We start from the raw sequence: 19,868 nt of genomic DNA, 5'->3' as shown, positions 1-19,868 counted from the left end.
GCCCGGCCGGGTATCGCCGCGGGCGTTTGGGGTCCCCGGTACGGCGGGTACGCGGCCCTGAGCCGAGCGGAGGACTGAGCATGTTCGACACATGCCTCAGACCGCTTTCGGTGGAGCGGCCGGGAGATTCCTAGCAGCCATCGAAGCAGGGTGCGCCCGGCGAGACCCGGAGCGGGTCACGCCGACGGAAACGCCCGAACGGCTCACACCAGGAAAACCGCCCCGAGCGCTTGACGCCTTCCGAACCACCCGAGCGTCAGGCGCCGGACTAGCGAACACGATTGGAGAAGACATGCGTGCCGAGGAAGGCGACGAAACCGTCAAGGACTATGCGAACGAGGGACGAGAAACCCTGGGGCACATCAAGGCGTCACAGCATCGAGGCGGTCGGCTCGGCGACATCGCCCGGCGCTTTGCCAGCATGTGGCGGGGCCAACGCGGTACCGATGACACGGGGGCAGGCGGCGAAAGCCGTTCACCGACACGCTAATTCGCTGCCGCGGGCGCGGGATGGCGGTGGGCCCAGGGCTGCGCCTCTTCGAGTTGCGCGGCAAGCTGCAGCAGATCACCGTCTGCGCCCAGTCTCCCTACGAACTGGACACCCAGCGGCAGTCCGGCATCCGTCCAGTGCAGCGGCACACTGATTGCCGGACGACCGGTGAGGTTGGCGAGTTGCGTATACGGCACCCAACCCAAACTCTCCTGGATGAGGTCGTCGAGGATTCCGCTGAGTCCCATGAGTTTTCCGGCCCGGACCTTGCTGATCAGCCGGGCCAGCCGCTGCAGCACGGGCGACGTCGTCGTGGCACCGACCGCAATGGGCGGGGTGGCCAGGGTCGGTGTCAAAAAGAAGTCATAGCTGGCGTGAAACGCGGCCAGGGATTGGATGTAGTCATTCCGGTTTTCTAGAGCGGACATGACCGGCAGCACACCGCCGGACCGGCCGAGCTCCGCGATGGCCAACGTATCGGCCTCAAAGTCGCTGTCGCGGGCACCGGTTCGTTGTTTGATGTCGGCAACTTGCTGGTGTAGTTGGCCGAACCAGATGGTCAGAAAGTCGCGCCCCAACGCGGCGTCGTCGTAGGGCGGTGCAACCTCCTCGACCTGATGGCCCAGTTCGCGAAGGAGCTCGGCTGCCTTTTCCACCGCCGCAACGGCCTCGCGATCCGGCCGAGCGTTGATGGCCGATCGTGCCGAGTAGCCGATTTTCAGCGGCCCCGGGTGATGCCTGATCTGCTCACCAAATGGCATGTCGGGCAGCGCAACTCGGTATGCCGCGCTCGGATCGGGTCCGACGATCGCGTCGAGTAGCGCGGCACTGTCGCGCACGGTGCGTGACACGACTCCCTGCGTCGCCATGCCCAGCATCTGTTCACCCGTCTGCGGGCCGTAGGGCGCCAACCCCCGGCTGGGCTTGAGGCCGACCAGCCCGTTGCAGGCGGCGGGGATGCGGATAGACCCGCCGCCGTCGCCGCCCCCGGCGGCAGGCACGATGCCCGCCGCCACGGCCGCCCCGGATCCACCCGAGGAACCGCCGGGCGTGTGCCGGGTGTTCCACGGGTTGCGCGCCGGGCCCCAGTAGTCGGGTTCCGTCACGCCCTTGGCCCCGAACTCCGGGGTATTGGTCTTCCCGAAGACCACCAGGCCCGCGTTCAGGAAACGTTGGGTGACCAGTGCATGCCGGTCGGCCACGTCGTGGGCAAGCGAGCGGGACCCGCACGAAGTCGCAAAGCCGCGGTATTCCTGGCCCAGGTCTTTGATCAGAAACGGCACGCCGGCGAGCGGTCCGCTCAAATGCGGATCGGCGGCTTGCCGGTCGGCGACTTCGTCGAGCCGACGGACGATGGCGTTGAGCCGAGGATTAACCGCGTCCGCTCGTTCCCGTGCCAATGCGAGCAGCTCGGTCGGGGTGACCTGCTTGCGCTCGACCAGCTCGGCCAGAGCGATCGCATCCAACGACATGTACTCGTCAAGATGCATGCGTTCTCCTTGCCTGCGGTCCGAGTCCGGGTGGCGCCGGCAGCGCCCGACACCTTAAAAATTGACGCCGCGGCATGCAACTGACGTTAAGCCAACGCGAGCTCTTCGTGTGGGGCGCCTTAGTATCACCTGGTGCCCGCGGCAGCTGAACCGTTTACGATCCAGGGCCCCGGCGGGGTGCAGATCGTCGCTGACCGTTTGGGGGATGCGCAGGCGCGCGCGGTGGTCTTCTTGCACGGCGGCGGACAAACCCGCCGATCCTGGGGCAAGGCGGCCGCCGCTGTCGCCGCGCGGGGGTGGCAAGCCGTCACCGTCGACCTCCGCGGCCACGGCGAATCGGATTGGTCCGACGACGGTGATTACCGCGTCGTCAGTTTCGCCGCCGACGTCCAAGAGGTGCTGCGCACGCTGCCCCCGCAGCCGGTGTTGGTCGGTGCTTCCCTGGGTGGGTTCACGTCGATGCTGCTCGCCGGGGAGCTGTCCCCCGGCATCGCCAGTGCTGTCGTGTTGGTGGACATCGTGCCGAACATGGACCAGTCCGGGGCCAACCGGATACATGCCTTCATGGCCGACCGGGTGGAGTCGGGTTTCAGCTCACTCGACGAAGTCGCCGACGCGATCGCCGAATACAATCCGCACCGGCCGCGACCAACCGATTTGGCAGGCCTGACCACCAACCTGCGCCGCCGCGGTGATCGTTGGTACTGGCATTGGGATCCCCAATTCATTAGCGGCACTGCCGCTTTCCCTCCTTTCGAGGTAACCGACCCCGACCGGATGCACGCCGCCGTGGCGGCCATCCTGCGCGGAGGGGTGCCCATTCTGCTGGTCCGCGGTCAGATGAGCGACCTGGTCAGCCAAGAGCGCGCCGACGAATTCCTCGCGCGTTTCCCGCAAGTCGAATTCACCGATGTCCGCGGCGCGGGACACATGGTGGCCGGCGATCGCAACGACATCTTTGCCGACGCCGTGCTGGACTTCCTTACCCGCCACGTTGACGCCGGATGACCTGCGTGCGCGGAACGGATTGGTCGCCAGCTCATTTCAGGTCGGCAACACTGCTATTATCTGGCCGGCGCAAGCAGAGGAGGACGGCGTGACCATGCGGTGGTTGCGGTTGTTGAGGCTGCTGGGGGCTCTGATGGTGGCCGCAACAGCGGTGGCGAAAACCGCTCTGGCAGCGCCGCCCCCGGCTCTGCCGTCGCCGCCACCCGCGCCGGGCATCGGAGTCGATCATGAATCCGGCAGGTGCACAGCAGGATTCGCAGCGCAGGGATCCGACGGCAGCTACTATCTGATGACGAGCGGGCACTGCGACTCGCACGACGGCGCCGAATGGACGTACGGCAACGACGCTCCCCTTGGCAGGATCTCCGCCAGCGAGCACGACGGTGATAAGCGAGACGCCGCGATCATCCGTCTGGAGCCCAGTGTCGGGATGCCGGTGGGCGACGTCGGCGGCAGGTATCGAGTTCGTGATGTGTTGAGCCGTCAGCAAATTCAGCCCGGCATGCCATTCTGCAAGATCGGCGCGGTGACCGGCGAGACGTGTGGTGTCATCAAAAGCATCGATGGTGACGTCGTCGAGGCCAGCGTGTTCAGCCTCGACGGTGACAGTGGCAGCCCGGGCTTCGTGATGAACCCGGACGGCACCGTCAGCGCGGTCGGTCTGCTGATGTCATCGCCGGACGGTGACGACTACACGACCTACTTCATGCTCATCAATCCGCTGCTGGGCAGGTGGGGGCTTCGCGTGCTTCCGTGAAGAGGCGCTCACCGACGGTGGCTGAACCGGCCAGCGGCACGCGAGTTGGCGTTTGCGAGCCCGGGGTACCGGGTATCAGGTGGAACCGGCCGCGACGCGTCGTTCCGACGGCCCGGGCAGCCTAGCTGTGTTGACGCGGCCGAGGTAACGAGGCAGCAGCGGGACCAGCGACACGAAGGGAAGCAGTAGTGAAGCGTGGGATGGTGGCCGGCGTGGCCGCCGTGACCCTTATGGTCGCGGCCAGTGCCGGATGCTCGAGCAACAAGTCCAGCACCGGATCGTCGGGGTCGCCGTCGTCGTCTGCACCGGCAGCGGCGGGTCCGGTACTCACCGTCGATGGGCAGAATCAAAACATCAGCGGGCAGGTCACCTGCACCGCCGCGGGTGACAACATCAACATCGGCATAGGTGACCCGACCGCCGGCCTCGGTGCCGTGGTCAGCAATGGAAATCCGCCTTTGGTGCACTCCGTCGGGCTGGGCACCGTCAACGGCGTCGCGCTCGGCTTCTCCGACGCTGCGCCGAATCAAAGCGGTAACGCGGGGGCCGCGGTCAACGGCAAGGACTGGGCGATCAAGGGGACCGCTACCGGCACCGACATGAGCAACCCGCAACAACCGCAGCAGGTAACCAAGCCGTTCGAGTTGGACCTCACCTGCCCGTAGTGCAGGCCCACGACACCCAAGAGGGGACGCAGCTATGTCTATGAAACGTGTCGTCAGCGCTGCCGCGTTGGCTGCCGGTCTGAGCATCTCCACGCTGAATGCCGCATCGGCCTACTCCGCTCCGCTCGACCCACCACCCCCGTGCCCGAACTGCCACGGCGGCGGTGGCGGCGGGGGCAACCCCGGCGGGCCCGGCGGCCAGCCGGGTGGACCGGGCGGCCAGCCGGGTGGACCGGGCGGCCAGCCGGGTGGACCGGGCGGTCAGCCAGGCGGATCGGGCGGCGGGCCGGGCGGCCCCGGCGGTCAGGCGGGTGGCGGAAATACTCCGCCGGCACAGGGCGGTCACAACAGTCCGCCGGCGCAGGGTGGTCAGACGAACCCGCCGCAGGGTGGCCCGAACACCCCAGAGCCCAACCAGCATGGTCAGAACCCCGGCCAGACGGGGCAGAACACGCCGCCCAATGAACACGGTCAATACCCGCCGCAGGGCGGTCAGACCAACCCGCCCAACGAGCACGGCCAAAACCCTCCGGCGCAGGGCGGGCAGACGAATGCGCCGGCAAACACCCAGAACCCACCGCCGAACAACAGGCAGCGGTACGAGACGCTGAACCCGCCGGCGACGCAGCCTCCGCACCCGCCGTACATTCCGCGCCACGACTTGGTCACCGCCAGCGCACAAATCGGTGGCCCCAGCGGTCCGGATGTCCAATTCAGCCTCCCGGGCCGCGGCGCGCCCCCGCCACCGCGGCAGCACGGATACGGCTGGAACGATGGCCCCGCTCCGGGCCACCCGCCGCCTCACTGGGACGGCCCGCCGCCTCCAGGTGGCTGGAACGGTCCGCCGCCTCCGGGAGGCTGGAACCGGCCTTGGGACGGTCCACCGCGTGACATTGCTCTGGCACGGCGCGACTTCGGACCTTTCAACTACAACACCTTCACCGTCATCCCGGTCTTCAACTGGCAGTACGGGGGTTGGGGCTACTGGTTCTTCGGTGTGTGGGTGCCGCTGTACTGATCCGTACCGATCGCCCTGAAACCGTCAGCGGGCGCGACCGTAAATCGGCGCGCCCGCTGACGCGTTTACCGCGCCGTCTCGACCCCGCGCGGGCAGCGCCGCCATGGCAGGCTGCGGGCATGGACGTGAAGGAGAACGTTCGCCGAGCCATCGAGGTCATGACGGCCTGGTCATCCGAGAGCGACCCAGACTTCGCCTGGAGCCGGTTGGTCGAGAACGTGGGCGAGCCCCACGGCGAGCTCATGCTGTTGATGGGCTTCGTTAATCTCGCCGGCGAGCTGGGCATCAGACTGGAAAGGGCCACCGGTCAAGACCTGCGTTCGCATCTGCGGGACATTGCCCGCAAATACGTCTAGGTGGATTACTGCGGGTGGGCCGCCACATAATCGGCGGCCGGGATCGGCGCGGACGCGTCATACCCGATGGGAAGCAACACATCGCCCGCCGTCGTCAGGCAGTAGACGTCCCATCGGTAATACGCGGCGAACGTCGCGGGATCGTCGGCCATCAGCGCCGCGTAGTCGTCGACGGCACGAACATATTCGTGGGCGTGGTTGTAGCCGTAGATGGCGTGATCCCGGTCGTTGGCGAAGCCATTGGCGGCCAGGTAGCGTCCCGCCGCCAGGATGCTGTCGTGGGGCGAGTGGATGTCGCCACCTTGGCCGTAGCCGGCGAACGTCGAGGGCAAAAACTGCATGGGTCCCTGGGCGCCGGCGGTGCTCGCGCCGGCGATGCTGCCGAAGCGGGACTCCACGAAATTGATCGCAGCCAGGTAGTTCCAACTGACACCGGATTCAGACTCCGCCTGGTGGTAGTAGTTCATCAGCTCGTCGGCCGGTGCCGGCGCCACGATGCGCCATGCCGGAAGGGTTGCGCGCACCGGGGTCAGCGCGGTGAGTTGGCGGCGGGCTTCAACATTGCGGTTGTAGACATCGAGCAACTCCGGGGGGATCCGCGGGCGCGTGATGGCATCCCATTCGGGGTGGCGCCCAATGGCGCGGTAGGCCGCCTGCTCGCGATGTGCTGCCGCCGTCAGCGCCGGGTCCGGTGTCCCTGGATCACGCAGCGCGCGCTCGTCGGCCACCAGGTCGTCGGCCAACTGCGCGGGGTCCGGCGCCAGGCGAGGCTGTGCACCTCCAGTCGCCTGGTCGGCGGGCACCATCCGCGTCGTCGGCGCCGGAGCCTCGGCGACGCGTGCGGCTGTGGTGGGTCCGGCCGCGGCCGTCGGGTGCGCGGAACACCCAGCGAGCCCCCACACGATCGCGCCGACGACGAGTGGTGCGGTGCGCCGGTCACGAGTCACGGTGATCACGTCCGTCCAATGTCGAGTTTCATGGCTCCGGTTTTGTTGGTCACCGCGAGTCTGTCGCATCGGAGCCTGGGACATCAATGATGTGACGGTCGTTTTTTCGCAGGGAGTTGTCACAATTGCGTGGCACTCTCAAACTGATTGGTATGCGCGACCGCGAGAAGATCGACTCGGAATTGCGGCTCATCGCGCTGCGGCGCCAGGCGATCCGCGAGCAGGGCGGTCGGCCCTCGATCGTGGAGGCCGACCAATTGCTCGACGAGATCTTGGCCCACGGCGCTGGGACTTCTGAGCTCGACTTGTTCGACGCCTTGGAGACCGAGGTCGTCACCGCCGCCCGGTCGCGCGCCAGCAGACTCCGCGCCATGGTGCCTCGGCGACATAAGGTCGCTGCGCTGCGCCGCTTCGGTCTTTTCGCGGCATTACCGCTGTCTCTGGTGGCCGTGGTCTCCGCGGTGGTGGTGATGTTCGTGCTCCACCGCCAAGGTCCATCGGCGCAGTCGGAGGAGAGCCCGCCGTCGGCCGCACCCGTCACGCCGGCCGCGCCCTCCACACCGGCCGCGCCGAAGCCGTCCGCTCCAGCGATCAACGCAGTTGACGCGGCGTTCATCTCCGTGCTGAAACAGGAAGGCGTGCCAGTTCCCAGCCAGGACTACGTGATGGCCCAAGGACATGCGGTGTGCGACTTCCTGGCGCACCAACCGAACTTCGCAGACGCAGTCGGCTTCGTGCAACGAACATCTGTATGGGATGCCGATCAAAGTACCGCCGTAACCGCGGGGGCCATCGCCTCCTACTGCCCACAATCTCGGCCAACGACGCCGGACCAGATCTCGCCGGCCTATCAGAACACCCTCTCTGATCTGCAGGCCATCGAGCGTAAATTGCAAGGCATTCAAGGGAATCTGCATGACATTCAAGACGGTCTGCCCGGTGTCCCGGGCCGTCCGTAATCGCGTCGCGGAGGCAGAAGATTTCGGACGGAAATAGTGACCTGCAGTCATTGTTTTCGTGATCATGGGTGAGTAGCGTCTACAGCTGAGGAGGCCTTATGCGCTATCTCACCTCTATCGATCCTGTGGACCACCAGCGGACCAGCCGCCCGCTAGTGGGGCAGGCGCTGAAGAGTCCGGCCAAAGAGCCTGCGCTGCTTCTGATGACGGTTGGCTTGGTGGCATATGGGATCTGCCTTGCGAGCTTGGCCCACCGGCAATATCAGGCCGGGCTCATCACCGCTGTCACCGCGCTGCTGGCCATTGCGACTGCCGGGGCCTGGTTATGGAAAGAGGCAAGGCGAGTCCGGAAACTTGAAAGCGACTGGAACGCAAAGCACCGCGAACCCCGGCGGGTTGACCCAATTTCGTGACAACCAGCCTTGCATCGAATGCTGCGACGTTCACCGCCGGTGTGCCGCGCAGCAACGGCGATCTACGGTCCTAAAAGAAGTCTGAGTTGTTCGCCGTACAGGCTGAGCGATTCGATAGTCAACATATTCTCATGTGCGCAGTCGACCGGATACTCTGTAATGTCGCCGGCGACGTACGGCTGCCAAGTCTCAATAAGATATGAACCGCGATCGCTCTCCGTGCCCACCGCAGAGAATATGGTCAGATCACCGTCGAAAATGCGAGGTTCGTGAGCTCGTTGTAACTCCATGTTCTTATTAAAGTTTTGGATTATCCAATCAACAAGCCGTTTATATCTAGGGAAGTCTTTGATCCCTCGTTCGAGCATTAATTTTTCTATCTGATCGGCGTTGAGCGGCTCTTCCTGCCCGGGAACATCTATGCCATAAAACCGCAGAATTTCTTCCAGCATCTGCCTGTCCTCTAAGGGATGGGTCGGCACGCTCGCGCCGTCGAGACTCAGCTGAGCGTCGAACAGGATAAGGCGTGCGATTGCGCATCCACGTTGCTGAAGCTCAATGGCGACTTCGTGAGCGACGAGCCCTCCAAAAGACCAGCCCAGAACGTTGTAAGGCCCGTTAGGATCAACCTTTTGTATCCTGTCGGCGTAATTCTTCGCCATATCGGGAATTGTCTGGGGTTCAGCTTCGTCGTCCACTAAAAGTTGTTGAATTCCAATGATGGGGCAGTCGAGGTAATTACTAAGACGCTGATACGGCCAACTCATCCCGCCCCCGGGATGGATGCAAAACAGCGGAAGATCAGCGCCCTCTTTGAGGACCTCGACGGGGACTATGTCGAGCTGGCTGGCACCTGTACCCAACTGCCGGCTCAAGCTTCGAACCGACGGCGCGTGGAACAAGGTGCGCACCGCGAGGTCGGCATCCAGGCGCTTATTGATTTCGGCGACCACTCGCATCGCCGAAAGCGAATCCCCGCCTAGGTCGAAGAACGAGTCGTCGACCCCGACCCGCTCCAGCCCGAGCACTTCAGCGTAGATGCCGGCGAGCGTCTCCTCAGTAGGAGTGGCGGGGGCCCGATAACCATTGGTGCCGTCATATTCCGGTGCAGGCAGGGCGCGTCTGTCGAGTTTCCCGTTGACCGTCAATGGCAATGCGTCAAGCGCCACTACCGCCGCGGGGATCATGTATGCCGGTAGGCGAGTGGCCAGCGCGGCGCGGGTCTCGGCCGGGTGGGCGTTGCCCGTGATGTAGCCCACCAGACGTCTGCCGCCAGACCCGTCCTCGCGGGCGACTACCACTGCCTGATCCACCCCGTCCAGCGCTGCCAGCGCAGCCTGAACTTCACCGAGTTCGATGCGATACCCACGTATCTTGACCTGTTCGTCAGCGCGTCCCAGATAGTCCAGTTGCCCGTCGGCGCGCCACCGCACCAGATCCCCGGTCCGATACATCCGGTGCCCCTGCGCTCCGGCACCGTCCGCGCCTGCGAACGGACACGCCACGAACCGCGACGCGGTCAACCCCGACCGACGCCAATAGCCGCAACCCACCCCTCTGCCGGCCACATACAACTCGCCCACCACACCGGAGGGGACCGGCCGCAACCACGCATCCAGCACGAAGAAGGCAGCCCCCGGCACCGGCGAGCCAACCGGCGGCGACCCTGACCCCGCAGTCAACGGCGCGCTCTTAGACGCCCACATCGTCGTTTCGGTCGGCCCGTAGACGTTGATCATCACGCGGCCCGGCGCCCAGCGATCCACCAGCTCGGCCGGGCACGGCTCAGCGCCGATGACCAACGCGGCCGGCCCCAACCCCTCAGGCGAGAGCATTCCCACAGCCGATGGAGTCTGGGTCAACACGCTGACCCGTTCCGCAATCAGCAGGTCGTGGAAGTCCTCCGGTGAGCGCGTCACCTCTTCGGGCACCACAACCAGCCGACCCCCGTGCAGCAACGCGCCCCAAATTTCCCACACCGAAAAGTCGAAGGCCAAGGAGTGAAACTGTGTCCACACCTGCCCCGGCACCAACTCAATGCCCGCATTCAGCGAATCGAACAGCTGGGCCACATTGTGATGGGTCACTGCCACGCCCTTGGGCACCCCCGTGGTGCCGGAGGTGTAAATGATGTGGGCGAGGTCATCAGGGGCCGGCGTCGGTAGTGCCGTACTAGGTTGGCTCTGCACAGCGTCGTCATGGACATCGACCACCGGTATGTCATGCCCGTCCAGCCGGGACCGCAGGGCCGCGGTGGTGACCGCGGCGATGGGTGTGGCGTCGGCGAGGATGAATCCGATCCGGGCCTCCGGCAGCGCCGGATCGACCGGGACGTAGGCGGCACCGGTTTTGAGTACCGCCAAGATCGCCGCGATCGCCTCGACGGACCGGGACAACAGCAATGCCACACATTGCCCGGGGCCCGCACCATGGTCGGCCAGCAGGTGCGCCAACCGGTTAGCGGTGTCCTCCAGTTCGCGGTAGGTCCACGCACGATCGCCGCAGACCGTTGCCACCGCGTCTGGGGCTCGCTCGACCTGCGCGGCGAACAACGCCGGAATGGACACCGCCGTCCGCGGTCTGGGCTGGGCCAATACTGCCCGGTTGCCGAGTTCGTCGAGGCGAGCGTGGTCAGCCTCATCGAGCAGATCCACTGACGACAATCGCCGGCTGGGGTCGGCAGTGATCGCCACCAGTACCCGCTCCAACCGTTTGATCAGCGCTTCGATGGTTTTTACGTCGAACACATCGGTGCGGAATTCCACCGCGCCCCCGATCCCGGCGGGTTCACCGCCCTCGGTCCAGCGTTCGGCCAGCGAAAAGGTCAGGTCCATGCGCGCGCTGTGGGTGTCCACCGACAGCGGCGCGATCTGCAGGTCACCCGACGCGAATCCGGCGCCGAGGTTCGTAGTGTCCTGGCCGCCGAAGTTCTGCCAAGCCAACGCCACCTGCACCAGTGGGTGATGGGTAAGGCTGCGGGTCGGGTTAAGCCGCTCAACGAGCAGTTCAAAGGGCACGTCTTGGTGCTCGTAGGCGGCCAGGCTGCGCCCACGCACTTGGGCCAGCAATTCGGCCAGGCTGGGATCTCCGGTCAAATCGACCCGCAGCACCAAGGTGTTGACGAAGAAGCCAACCAGGTCATAAAGGGCGGGGTCCCGCCGCCCTGCGATGGGGAACCCAACCGCTACATCTGCGCTCGCGCTGAGCTTGGCCAGCAGCACCGCCAGCGCGGCCTGGATCAACATGAAACTGGTCGCGTTGTGCTCACGAGCCACCAGCGTCACTTGCTGCTGCAGCTGAGCCGGCCAGTGCACCGCCACACTGGCGCCAAGCAGATTAGCCACCGGTGGGTAGGGTCGATCGGTGGGCAGCTGCAGGCGATCGGGCATGCCGGCGAGGGCGTTCTCCCAGTACGCCAGCTGCGCGGCGATCAGGCTGTGGCCATCCTCGAGACTGCCCAGCTGCCCGCGCTGCCACAGGGCGTAGTCGACATACTGAACCGCCAATGGCGCCCATCCGGGGGCTTTCCCCGCGCACCGGCTGGCGTAAGCCACCCCCAGGTCACGCACCAGCGGGGCGATCGACCAGCCGTCGGCGGCGATGTGGTGTACAACCACTGCCAGCACGTGCTCGTCGTCGCCGACATGGAAAAGCGTTGCGTGCAGCGGGATTTCGGAGGACAGGTCAAACGTGTACCGGACCGCGGTGTCGATGGCCTCGGCCAGCCGGGCCGGCGGCCAATCGCTGGTATCAACGATCTCCCAGCCGAAGTCGGCGCGCTCGGCGGGCACCACCAGCTGGCGGGGTATCCCGTCGACGGCCGGGAACAGCGTGCGCAGGCTCTCATGGCGACCCATCACATCGGCCAGCGCCGCACCCAATGCCTCGGTGTCAAGCGGCCCTCGCAGTCGAAATGACACAGGGATGTTGTAGATCGGTGAAGGACCCTGCAACTGGTCGATGAACCACAGCCGGTTCTGGGCGAACGACAATGGCACCACTTCGGGTCGCGCTGTGGCCACCAACGGTTCAAACCGGCCTGCCTCCGCCCCGACACGGGGCGCCAACCCGGCAACCGTAGGCGTCTCGAACACCGCACGCACCGCCAGGTTTGCACCCAGGCCGGCATTGACCGCGGCGACCAGACGCATCGCCGCCAGGGAATCCCCACCCAATTCGAAGAACGAGTCATCGGCCCCGACCCGGTCCAGGCCCAGCACCTGGGCGTAGATACCGGCCAACATGTCCTCGATCGCGTTGCTCGGGGGGTGATACCGGTCGAGGTCCCGGTATTCCGGGGCGGGCAGGGCGCGGGTGTCCACTTTGCCGCTGGTGGTCACTGGCAGCGCTTCCACCACCACGATTGCCGCCGGCATCATGTACGCCGGCAACCGCTCGCCCAACTGTGCGCGGATCTCGCCGGGCTCGGCTGTCCCGGTGACATAGCTGACCAGGCGCTTATCACCGGGGCGCTCCTCGCGGGCGACCACCACCGCCTGCCCCACCCCAGGAAGGCCGGCCAGCGCCGCCTGGACTTCACTCAATTCAATGCGATACCCGCGGATCTTGACCTGGTCATCAGCTCGGCCCACATACTGCAGCTGCCCATCACCGCCCCAACGCACCAAATCCCCAGTGCGATACATCCGGGTCCCCGGACCGCCGAAGGGACACGCCACAAACCGCGACCCGGTCAACCCCGTCCGGCCCACATAGCCCACCCCCACGCGGGCACCGGCGACATACAACTCACCCACGACACCGGCGGGCACCGCCCGCAACCACCCGTCGAGCACAAACAACGCCGCCCCCAACACCGGCGACCCGATCGGCACTACCTTGGTCCCCGCTGACAACGGTGCGCTGATCGCCACATAAACCGTGGCCTCGGTCGGGCCATAGGCGTTGACCACCACCCTCCCCGGCGCCCAGCGCTGCACCACCTCCGGCGGACACGCCTCCCCGCCGAGCAGCAACGCCGTCGACCCCAACCCCTGCGGGGACAGCACCGCCACCGCCGAGGGGGTCTGGGTCAAGACGTTCACCCCTTCGGCGACCAGCAGGGCGTGGAAGTCATCGGGTGCGCCCGTTATCTCTTCCGGCACCACCACCAACCGGCCACCCCGCAGCAACGCACCCCAGATCTCCCACACCGAGAAGTCGAACGCATAGGAATGACACTGCGTCCACACTCCGGGCAACGACAGCGCAGTGGGCAACGACTCCGCCAAATAAGTCACGTTGTGGTGAGTGACCGCCACCCCCTTGGGCGCCCCCGTGGTACCGGAGGTGTAAATGAGGTAAGCGAGGTCATCAGGGGCCGGCCCCAGCCCGGGCAACGCCGTACCGGGCTGGGTGTCGACAGTGGGGTCACGAACATCCACGACCGCCACATCATGGCCGTCGAGCCGATCGGCCAACTCCGCCGTGGTGATCGCGACGATCGGTCCAGCATCGTCAACCATGAACTCGATCCGCGCTGCCGGCGCCGCCGGGTCCATCGGTAAATAAGCCGCACCCGCCTTGAGTACCGCCAACATCGCCACGACCGCCTCAAACGAACGGTTGAACAGCAACGCCACACACTCGCCCGGACCCACACCCCGGCCGGCCAACACATGCGCCAACCGATTCGACGCCTCATCCAACTCGCGGTAGGTCCATGAACTCTGCCCGCAGCGGATTGCCACCGCATGCGGTGCGCGCGCCACCTGCGCGCCGAACAGCGCTGGCACCGACACCGGCACGGGCGCGGGCCGGGTCAGCGCCGCCCGGTTGCCCCACTGCTCCAACCGGTCGCGCTCAGCCGCATCCACCACATCCATTGACGACAATCGCCGCGCGGGATCGGCGCTCATCGCCGCCAGCACCCGCTCCAACCGGGCGATCAGCAGCTCGATACTGACCGCATCGAACACGTCGGTACGAAACTCCACCGTTCCGCCGATCCCAGCAGGCTCACCGTCCTCGGTGAAGCGTTCGGCCAACGAAAACGCCAAATCCATGCGGGCGGTCTGGGTGTCCACCCGCAGCTGTGTGGCCCGCAGATCACCAAAGGTAAGTCCGGCGGCGTCGCCTTGCTGCCAGGGCAGATTCTGCCAGGTCAACGCCACCTGGATCAGGGGGGAATGGGTGAGCGATCGCGTGGGCTTGAGTCGATCTACGAGCAGCTCGAAAGGCACGTCTTGGTGTTCGTAGGCGGCCAGGCTGCGCCGCCGGACCTGTGCCAGCAACTCAGCGACAGTGGGATCACCGGCCAGATCGACACGTAGCACCAAGGTGTTGACGAAGAAACCCACCAACTCATCCAGCCCGGGGTCGCGGCGCCCGGCGACCGGGAACCCCACCGCCACATCGCTGCTGGCGCTGAGTTTGGCGAGCAGCACCGCCAAGGCGGTCTGAACCACCATGAAGCTGGTGGCGTTGTGCTCGCGAGCAATTCGGTGAACCCTTTGTTGCAGACCTGTTCCCCAGCTGACCGCCACATTGGCACCGCGCTGATCTGCCACCGGCGGATATGGCCGGTCGGTGGGAAGCTGCAGGCGCTCGGGCATCCCGGCCAGGGTGTCTTCCCAAAAGCTCAGCTGCGCAGCGATGGGGCTGTCGCTATCCGCCAGATCACCAAAGCTTTCGCGCTGCCACAGCGTGTAATCGGCGTACTGAACTGGTAACGGCGCCCAGTCGGGAGCCCGCCCAGCGCATCGGCTGGCATATGCGACACCCAAATCGCGAGCCAGCGGGGCGATAGACCAGCCGTCCGCCGCGATATGGTGCACCACGACCACCAACACGTGTTCGTCGTCGGCCACGCGGAAAAGCCAGGCGCGCAACGGGATTTCGCTAGCCAGATCAAACGTGTAGCGCACCGCCGCGCCGATTGCCTCATCCAGCCGGGTCGTCGGCCAGCCAGTGGCATCTACGACGTCCCACCCAAAGTCGGCCTGCTCACCGGGCACCACCACCTGCACGGGTGTCCCCTCGTGCACCGTGAACAGAGTCCGCAAACTCTCATGGCGATCCACCAAATCACCCACCGCCGCACCCAGTGCGTCGGCATCAAGCCGCCCGCACAACCGCAGCGCTGCGGGCATGTTGTACACCGGCGACGGGCCCTGCAACTGATCGATGAACCACAGCCGGCTCTGGGCATACGACAGTGGGATTCGTGCCGGGCGCGACATCGGTCGCACCGGTGGGCGAGCAGTGCCGCCACGATTCCGGTCCAGGTACTGCGCGAGGCCTCCGACCGTGGACGCGTCGAACAGATACCGCACCGGCACTTCCCTGCCCAACCTCAACTGCAGCCGCGCGCTCGCCCGGGTGGCTATCAAGGAATCGCCACCCATTGCGAAGAAGTCGTCGTCAAGGCCAACGCGGTTCACGCCCAACACCTCGGCGAACGCCTCGGCGACAACTTTCTCGGTCTCGGTATGTGGCGCCCTAAACGGTGCGCCGGCAAATAACGGTGCGGGCAACGCTTTGCGGTCGAGCTTGCCCGAGGCGGTCAACGGGAACTCCTCGAGCACCAAAATCTGCGTCGGCACCATGTATTCGGGCAACCGCGCGCTCAACCGTTGGCGCACCGCGCCGAGTTTGGTGTTGGTGTTGGGGTCGTTGGATTTGACCCTGCTTTGGTCTGCCCCGGCGGAGGCCAGGTAGAGATCGGTCAGCGGTGGGGCGTGCTGGGTACCGCCGTCGCTGGGGGCGATGAAGACGGCATCCAGGGTGCCCCGTTGGGCTCCCCAAGTGACGGCGACGTGGTATCCGGTGGTGTCACCGATGCGGTGCAATTCTTCGGGGACGACGTCCGCGTTCCAGCTGCCGGCTTCGACGACTGCCTCGCCCGGGGGCAGCCCGGCGGCAAGGCCTCGTTCGATGCGGACGTCGCTGATCACTCCCGCGCGGTGTATGTCGGTGACGCGGACCGTGGCCGGACGTTCGGCTAACAGCCGCGTGCGCAGGCCGTCGAGGCCAGCGCAATCGGTCCAGGACCAGGTGGGTGCGCCGGCCAGTGAGCGCACCGGGGCAGGAGCTTTGTAGAAGACGACGTCGTAGCGATACCGGTTGAGTTCGTTGTCGGCAAATCCGCGTTTGACTTCGATGTCAACTCCGGCCACCGAAGCATGAGCGGCGGCGAGGGCAGTGAAAAACTCTGGGGCAAGCAGTAATTCGGGCTCGCCGAGCATTGCGGACTGGACTCGCTGACGGATTTCGGCGGCGTCGGTGGAAGTGGTGCGGGCCAGCGCGACCCCGGTTTGGAACGCGCTCTGCAGGCTGTGGTTTCGCACATCACCGATAAACAGAGAACCGCCTGGAGCCAGCAGATCCATGGCGTTGTTGATGAGGTCACCCAGATATCCCGCGTTAGGGAAGTACTGCACGACCGAGTTGAGAATGATGGTGTCGAAGCCGCCCTCTGGCAGTGCCTCAGTGACGTGAGCCGGTCGGGTCAGCAGCTCTACCCGATCACGCCACGGGATCTGCAAGTCCTCGAGTGTGCGGGCCAGCCTGTCGATAACCACCGCGGAAATATCGGTGGCCACGTAGCGCTCACACACCGGGGCAATCTGCGACAACACCAGTCCGGAGCCCACGCCGATCTCCAACACCCGCCGCGGCCGCAGGGCCATGATCCGATCTACCGTGGCAGAGCGCCACTCCACCATCTCCTCAAGCGGAATCGCGTCATCGGTATAACTACTGTTCCAACCCCGGAAGTCCATGCCGAATCCCGGCGCCTCGACATCGGCGTCGTAGAGCTCGTCATAGAGGTGTTGCCATTCCTCAACGATTTCGGCGTCCTGGTCGGCGGTGCTGGTGTGCTCGATGGTGATGTAAGCGATCAGCTGGGAACCGGTGTCGCTCCGATGCACCGTGACGGCGGCCCGGGCGACCTGCGGGCAAGCCAATAGCGTGTTTTCGATTTCGCCCGGTTCGATGCGCTGTCCTCGCAATTTGATCTGAGTGTCCGCCCGGCCCAGATAGTCGAGGCTGCCGGCGCGGGTCCAGCGCACGAGGTCACCCGTGCGATACATACGTGACCCCGCACCAACATATGGGTCCGCGACGAATCGTTCCGCGGTCAAATCCGCGCGACCTACATAGCCCTGCGCCAGGGCCGGCCCACTTAAATACAGCTCGCCGACCACCCCGATCGGCGTCGGGTTCAGTCGGGCGTCGAGCACCAGCGCGCACATGCCCGGAATCGGGGCGCCGATGTTGACCGGCTGCCCCCCCGACAGCGGCGCACTGCACGAGGCCCAGATCGTGGCCTCAGTAGGACCGTAGGCGTTGAAAATCCGCCGACCTGGCGCCCATGCGGCCACCAGCTCCTGCGGGCAGGCCTCGCCCATGGTGACCAGCGTGTCCACCCCGTCGAGTCGGGCCCGATCCAGTGACGTCAACACCGAGGGGGTGATCACCGCTGCACTGACCCGCCGGTCCTGCAGCAACCCGGTTAGTGCGTCTCCGGCATACACCTGCGGCGGGGCCACCACCAACGCCGCGCCGGATCCCGCCGCCCACACCATTTCGAAGACCGAGGCATCGAAGGTCGGCACGGCGACCATCAATACGCGCGCATCCGTGCCTGATTCGAAGATCTTGCGTTGCGCCGCAACCAATCCCAACAGACCGGCATGGCTTACCGTCACCCCCTTGGGGACACCGGTAGACCCAGAAGTGAAGATGACGTACGCGGTGTCGTCCACCCACAGCGGGGCAATTCGGTCGGAGTCGGTGATGGGATCCGCGGAATGCCCGGACACGTCGAGAGCGTCGACGCGAATCACCGGGCGCGCGCCGGCCCCAGCCATGGTGTCCCGACCACTGGTCAACACACACACAGCCGTCACCGCGTCTAGCACCGTGGCGATCCGCTCGATCGGATAGGCGGGGTCCACGGGCACATATATGCCGCCGGCCTTGACCACGGCCCACCACGCCACCACCAACTCCGCACACCGATCCATCGCCACGCCCACCGCGCGCTCCGGACCGACCCCAATCTCGATAAGGACCCGTGCCAACCGCGTCGACCACTCATCAAGCTCTTGGTACGACAACTCTCGCGCACCGTCGATCAGCGCCGCCGCGTCCGCGTCGGCCGAAACCGCCGCAGCCAACAACTGCGGCGCCACGCCCGCCGGCGCCTCCACACCGATGCCAGACCAGGCCGACAGGACAAGATCACACTCACTGCCATCCAGCAGCGCGACATCGCCCACCACTACCGACGCGTCCGCCGCGACAGCCTCGATCACCCGCCCAAACCAGGTAACCAACCGCTCAATGGTGGTTCGGTCAAATAAGTCGGTCGCATACGTCACCACCCCGGCGGCCATCGGCGCATCCGAGTTTTCGGGCCGCACCTCGCTGAGATGGAAATCCAGGTCGAACTTGGCAGTGCGGGTCGACCCCCCCAGCGGCTCGACGCCGACGTCGTCGAACGCCAAAGGCTCGGGGCGCACGTTGTTCTGGAAGACCATGGCGACCTGGAATAGCGGATGATGCGCGGTCGAGCGGGCCGGGTTGAGCTGTTCGACGAGGCGCTCAAACGGCACATCCTGATTGGTGTAGGCATCCAGCGCCTTCTGCCGCACCTGCTGAAGCACGTCGCTGAACCGCTGCTGAGAATCCACGCCCACCCGCAGCACCCAGGTGTTGACGAAAAAACCGACGAGATCGTCGAGTGCCGCATCCTGCCGTCCGGCAATCGGTGTGCCCAGCACCACGTCCTCGCCGGCGCCGACCCGGTGCAACACCACCGCCAAGACCGCCTGCAAGACCATGGACGCCGTCGCGTTATGCGCCGTCGCCAGCGCCCTGGTACCCGCCCAGACGTGCGGGTCGATGCGGATCTCCACCGCATCACCGCGGTAACTGGGCACCGGTGGGCGGGCGTGATCGGTCGGCAACGACGCCACTTCCGGCAGATCGGCCAACTCCTGTAGCCAGTACCGCAACTGACCGGCGATCAGGCTGTCGGGATCGGACTCCGCCCCCAGACTCTCCCGTTGCCACAGCGTGTAATCGACATACTGCACCGGCAACGGCGCCCAGCCTGGGGCGTGGCCCTGCCGGCGCGCTTGATACGCCTCGCCCACATCGCGGACCATCGGAGCCAGCGACCAGCCGTCAAAAGCTATGTGGTGCACCACGATTCCCAGCACGTGCTGCTCGGGATCGATCGAATAGATCTGGGCACGAATCGGTATCTCTGTCGCCAGATCAAACCGATATCCCCCCAACGCCGCCAATTCGCCGACCACATCCTGCTCCGGCAACGACACCACCGCCGTGCCCTCGCGCCGCCACATCCCGGCCCGGGCCGGCAACACCTCCTGGAACGGCACACCGTCGATGTCGGGAAATATGGTGCGCAGCGATTCATGACGGGCGACCACATCGTCGAGTGCCGCGCTCAACGCCTCGACGTCCAACGCCCCCCTGATCCGGAAAGCGGTCGGAATGTTGTAGGTCGCAACCCCGCCCTCGAACCGATTGAGAAACCACAATCGGCTCTGGGCAAACGACAACGGAACGACGGTCGGCCGCTCCACCGGCACCAGCGGCGGTCGCCGACCCGCCCCCTCACCGATCCGGGGCGCCAATTGGGCGATCGTGGGCGCCTCGAACACGGTGCGAACCGAAAGGCCGGAGTCCAGGTTGGTGTTGATTGCGGCGATCAGGCGCATCGCCGAGATGCTGTCGCCGCCCAGCTCGAAGAAGGAGTCGTCGATCCCGACCCGCTCGATACCGAGGAC

At 65.7% G+C, this 19,868-nt stretch carries 11 protein-coding genes; 8 read left to right on the top strand and 3 right to left on the bottom strand.

Annotated elements, in window-relative coordinates; translation table 11 throughout:
- Positions 1 to 292: 292 nt before the first annotated feature.
- Positions 293 to 490 carry a hypothetical protein gene (locus A5686_RS21985; RefSeq protein ID WP_067938610.1) on the top strand — a complete coding sequence of 66 codons (198 nt, stop codon included), beginning with the start codon at positions 293 to 295 and terminating at the stop codon, positions 488 to 490.
- Here the strand turns inward: A5686_RS21985 and A5686_RS21980 are convergent.
- Positions 487 to 1,980, bottom strand: coding sequence for an amidase (locus tag A5686_RS21980; RefSeq protein WP_067938608.1), 1,494 nt, complete (start codon positions 1,978 to 1,980; stop codon positions 487 to 489). The two genes, A5686_RS21985 and A5686_RS21980, sit on opposite strands and share 4 nt — an antisense overlap.
- A 132-nt stretch (positions 1,981 to 2,112) precedes the next feature.
- Here A5686_RS21980 and A5686_RS21975 point away from each other — a divergent pair, with 132 nt between their 5' ends.
- The 5 genes from A5686_RS21975 to A5686_RS21955 all read left to right on the top strand — a co-directional run bounded on the left by A5686_RS21975 (position 2,113) and on the right by A5686_RS21955 (position 5,784).
- Positions 2,113 to 2,988: an alpha/beta fold hydrolase gene (locus A5686_RS21975; protein WP_197520668.1), complete on the top strand. Its 876-nt coding sequence runs from the start codon at positions 2,113 to 2,115 to the stop codon at positions 2,986 to 2,988.
- Positions 2,989 to 3,076: 88 nt separating this feature from the next.
- Complete coding sequence (locus A5686_RS21970; RefSeq protein WP_067938667.1) at positions 3,077 to 3,745, top strand: S1 family peptidase; 669 nt, start codon at positions 3,077 to 3,079, stop codon at positions 3,743 to 3,745.
- A gap of 188 nt (positions 3,746 to 3,933) precedes the next feature.
- Entirely contained in the window at positions 3,934 to 4,410 is a 477-nt protein-coding gene (locus A5686_RS21965; protein ID WP_067938606.1) for a lipoprotein LpqH, read from the top strand.
- A gap of 40 nt (positions 4,411 to 4,450) precedes the next feature.
- A complete protein-coding gene (locus tag A5686_RS21960; RefSeq protein ID WP_067938605.1) occupies positions 4,451 to 5,428 on the top strand; it encodes an MAP_0585 family protein in 978 nt (325 codons plus the stop codon).
- A gap of 119 nt (positions 5,429 to 5,547) precedes the next feature.
- Positions 5,548 to 5,784, top strand: a complete 237-nt coding sequence (locus tag A5686_RS21955) for a hypothetical protein (protein WP_067938603.1) — start codon at positions 5,548 to 5,550, stop codon at positions 5,782 to 5,784.
- Between the two features lie 5 nt (positions 5,785 to 5,789).
- On the opposite strand, the gene A5686_RS21950 is transcribed toward A5686_RS21955, so the two are convergent.
- Complete coding sequence (locus A5686_RS21950; RefSeq protein WP_231986454.1) at positions 5,790 to 6,731, bottom strand: transglycosylase SLT domain-containing protein; 942 nt, start codon at positions 6,729 to 6,731, stop codon at positions 5,790 to 5,792.
- Between the two features lie 152 nt (positions 6,732 to 6,883).
- Here A5686_RS21950 and A5686_RS21945 point away from each other — a divergent pair, with 152 nt between their 5' ends.
- Positions 6,884 to 7,690, top strand: coding sequence for a DUF732 domain-containing protein (locus A5686_RS21945; RefSeq protein WP_067938600.1), 807 nt, complete (start codon positions 6,884 to 6,886; stop codon positions 7,688 to 7,690).
- Between the two features lie 98 nt (positions 7,691 to 7,788).
- Positions 7,789 to 8,103, top strand: coding sequence for a hypothetical protein (locus A5686_RS21940; RefSeq protein WP_067938598.1), 315 nt, complete (start codon positions 7,789 to 7,791; stop codon positions 8,101 to 8,103).
- A gap of 62 nt (positions 8,104 to 8,165) precedes the next feature.
- On the opposite strand, the gene A5686_RS21935 is transcribed toward A5686_RS21940, so the two are convergent.
- Positions 8,166 to 19,868, bottom strand: an 11,703-nt coding sequence (locus A5686_RS21935; protein ID WP_067938596.1) for a non-ribosomal peptide synthetase, incomplete at its 5' end; no start/stop codon positions are given.

The sequence above is a fragment of the Mycobacterium sp. E2479 genome, from assembly GCF_001667925.1.
Taxonomy (GTDB): domain Bacteria; phylum Actinomycetota; class Actinomycetes; order Mycobacteriales; family Mycobacteriaceae; genus Mycobacterium.
Note: the sequence above shows the minus strand (reverse complement) of the source record. Positions and strands in the feature narration are given on the sequence as shown.

Excerpts from the sequence above, each read along its gene's own strand:
- A5686_RS21945 (WP_067938600.1), top strand. The coding sequence starts at position 6,884 with ATGCGCGACCGCGAGAAGATCGACTCGGAATTGCGGCTCATCGCGCTG.
- A5686_RS21985 (WP_067938610.1), top strand. The coding sequence starts at position 293 with ATGCGTGCCGAGGAAGGCGACGAAACCGTCAAGGACTATGCGAACGAG.
- A5686_RS21980 (WP_067938608.1), bottom strand. The coding sequence starts at position 1,980 with ATGCATCTTGACGAGTACATGTCGTTGGATGCGATCGCTCTGGCCGAG.
- A5686_RS21960 (WP_067938605.1), top strand. The coding sequence starts at position 4,451 with ATGAAACGTGTCGTCAGCGCTGCCGCGTTGGCTGCCGGTCTGAGCATC.
- A5686_RS21955 (WP_067938603.1), top strand. The coding sequence starts at position 5,548 with ATGGACGTGAAGGAGAACGTTCGCCGAGCCATCGAGGTCATGACGGCC.
- A5686_RS21940 (WP_067938598.1), top strand. The coding sequence starts at position 7,789 with ATGCGCTATCTCACCTCTATCGATCCTGTGGACCACCAGCGGACCAGC.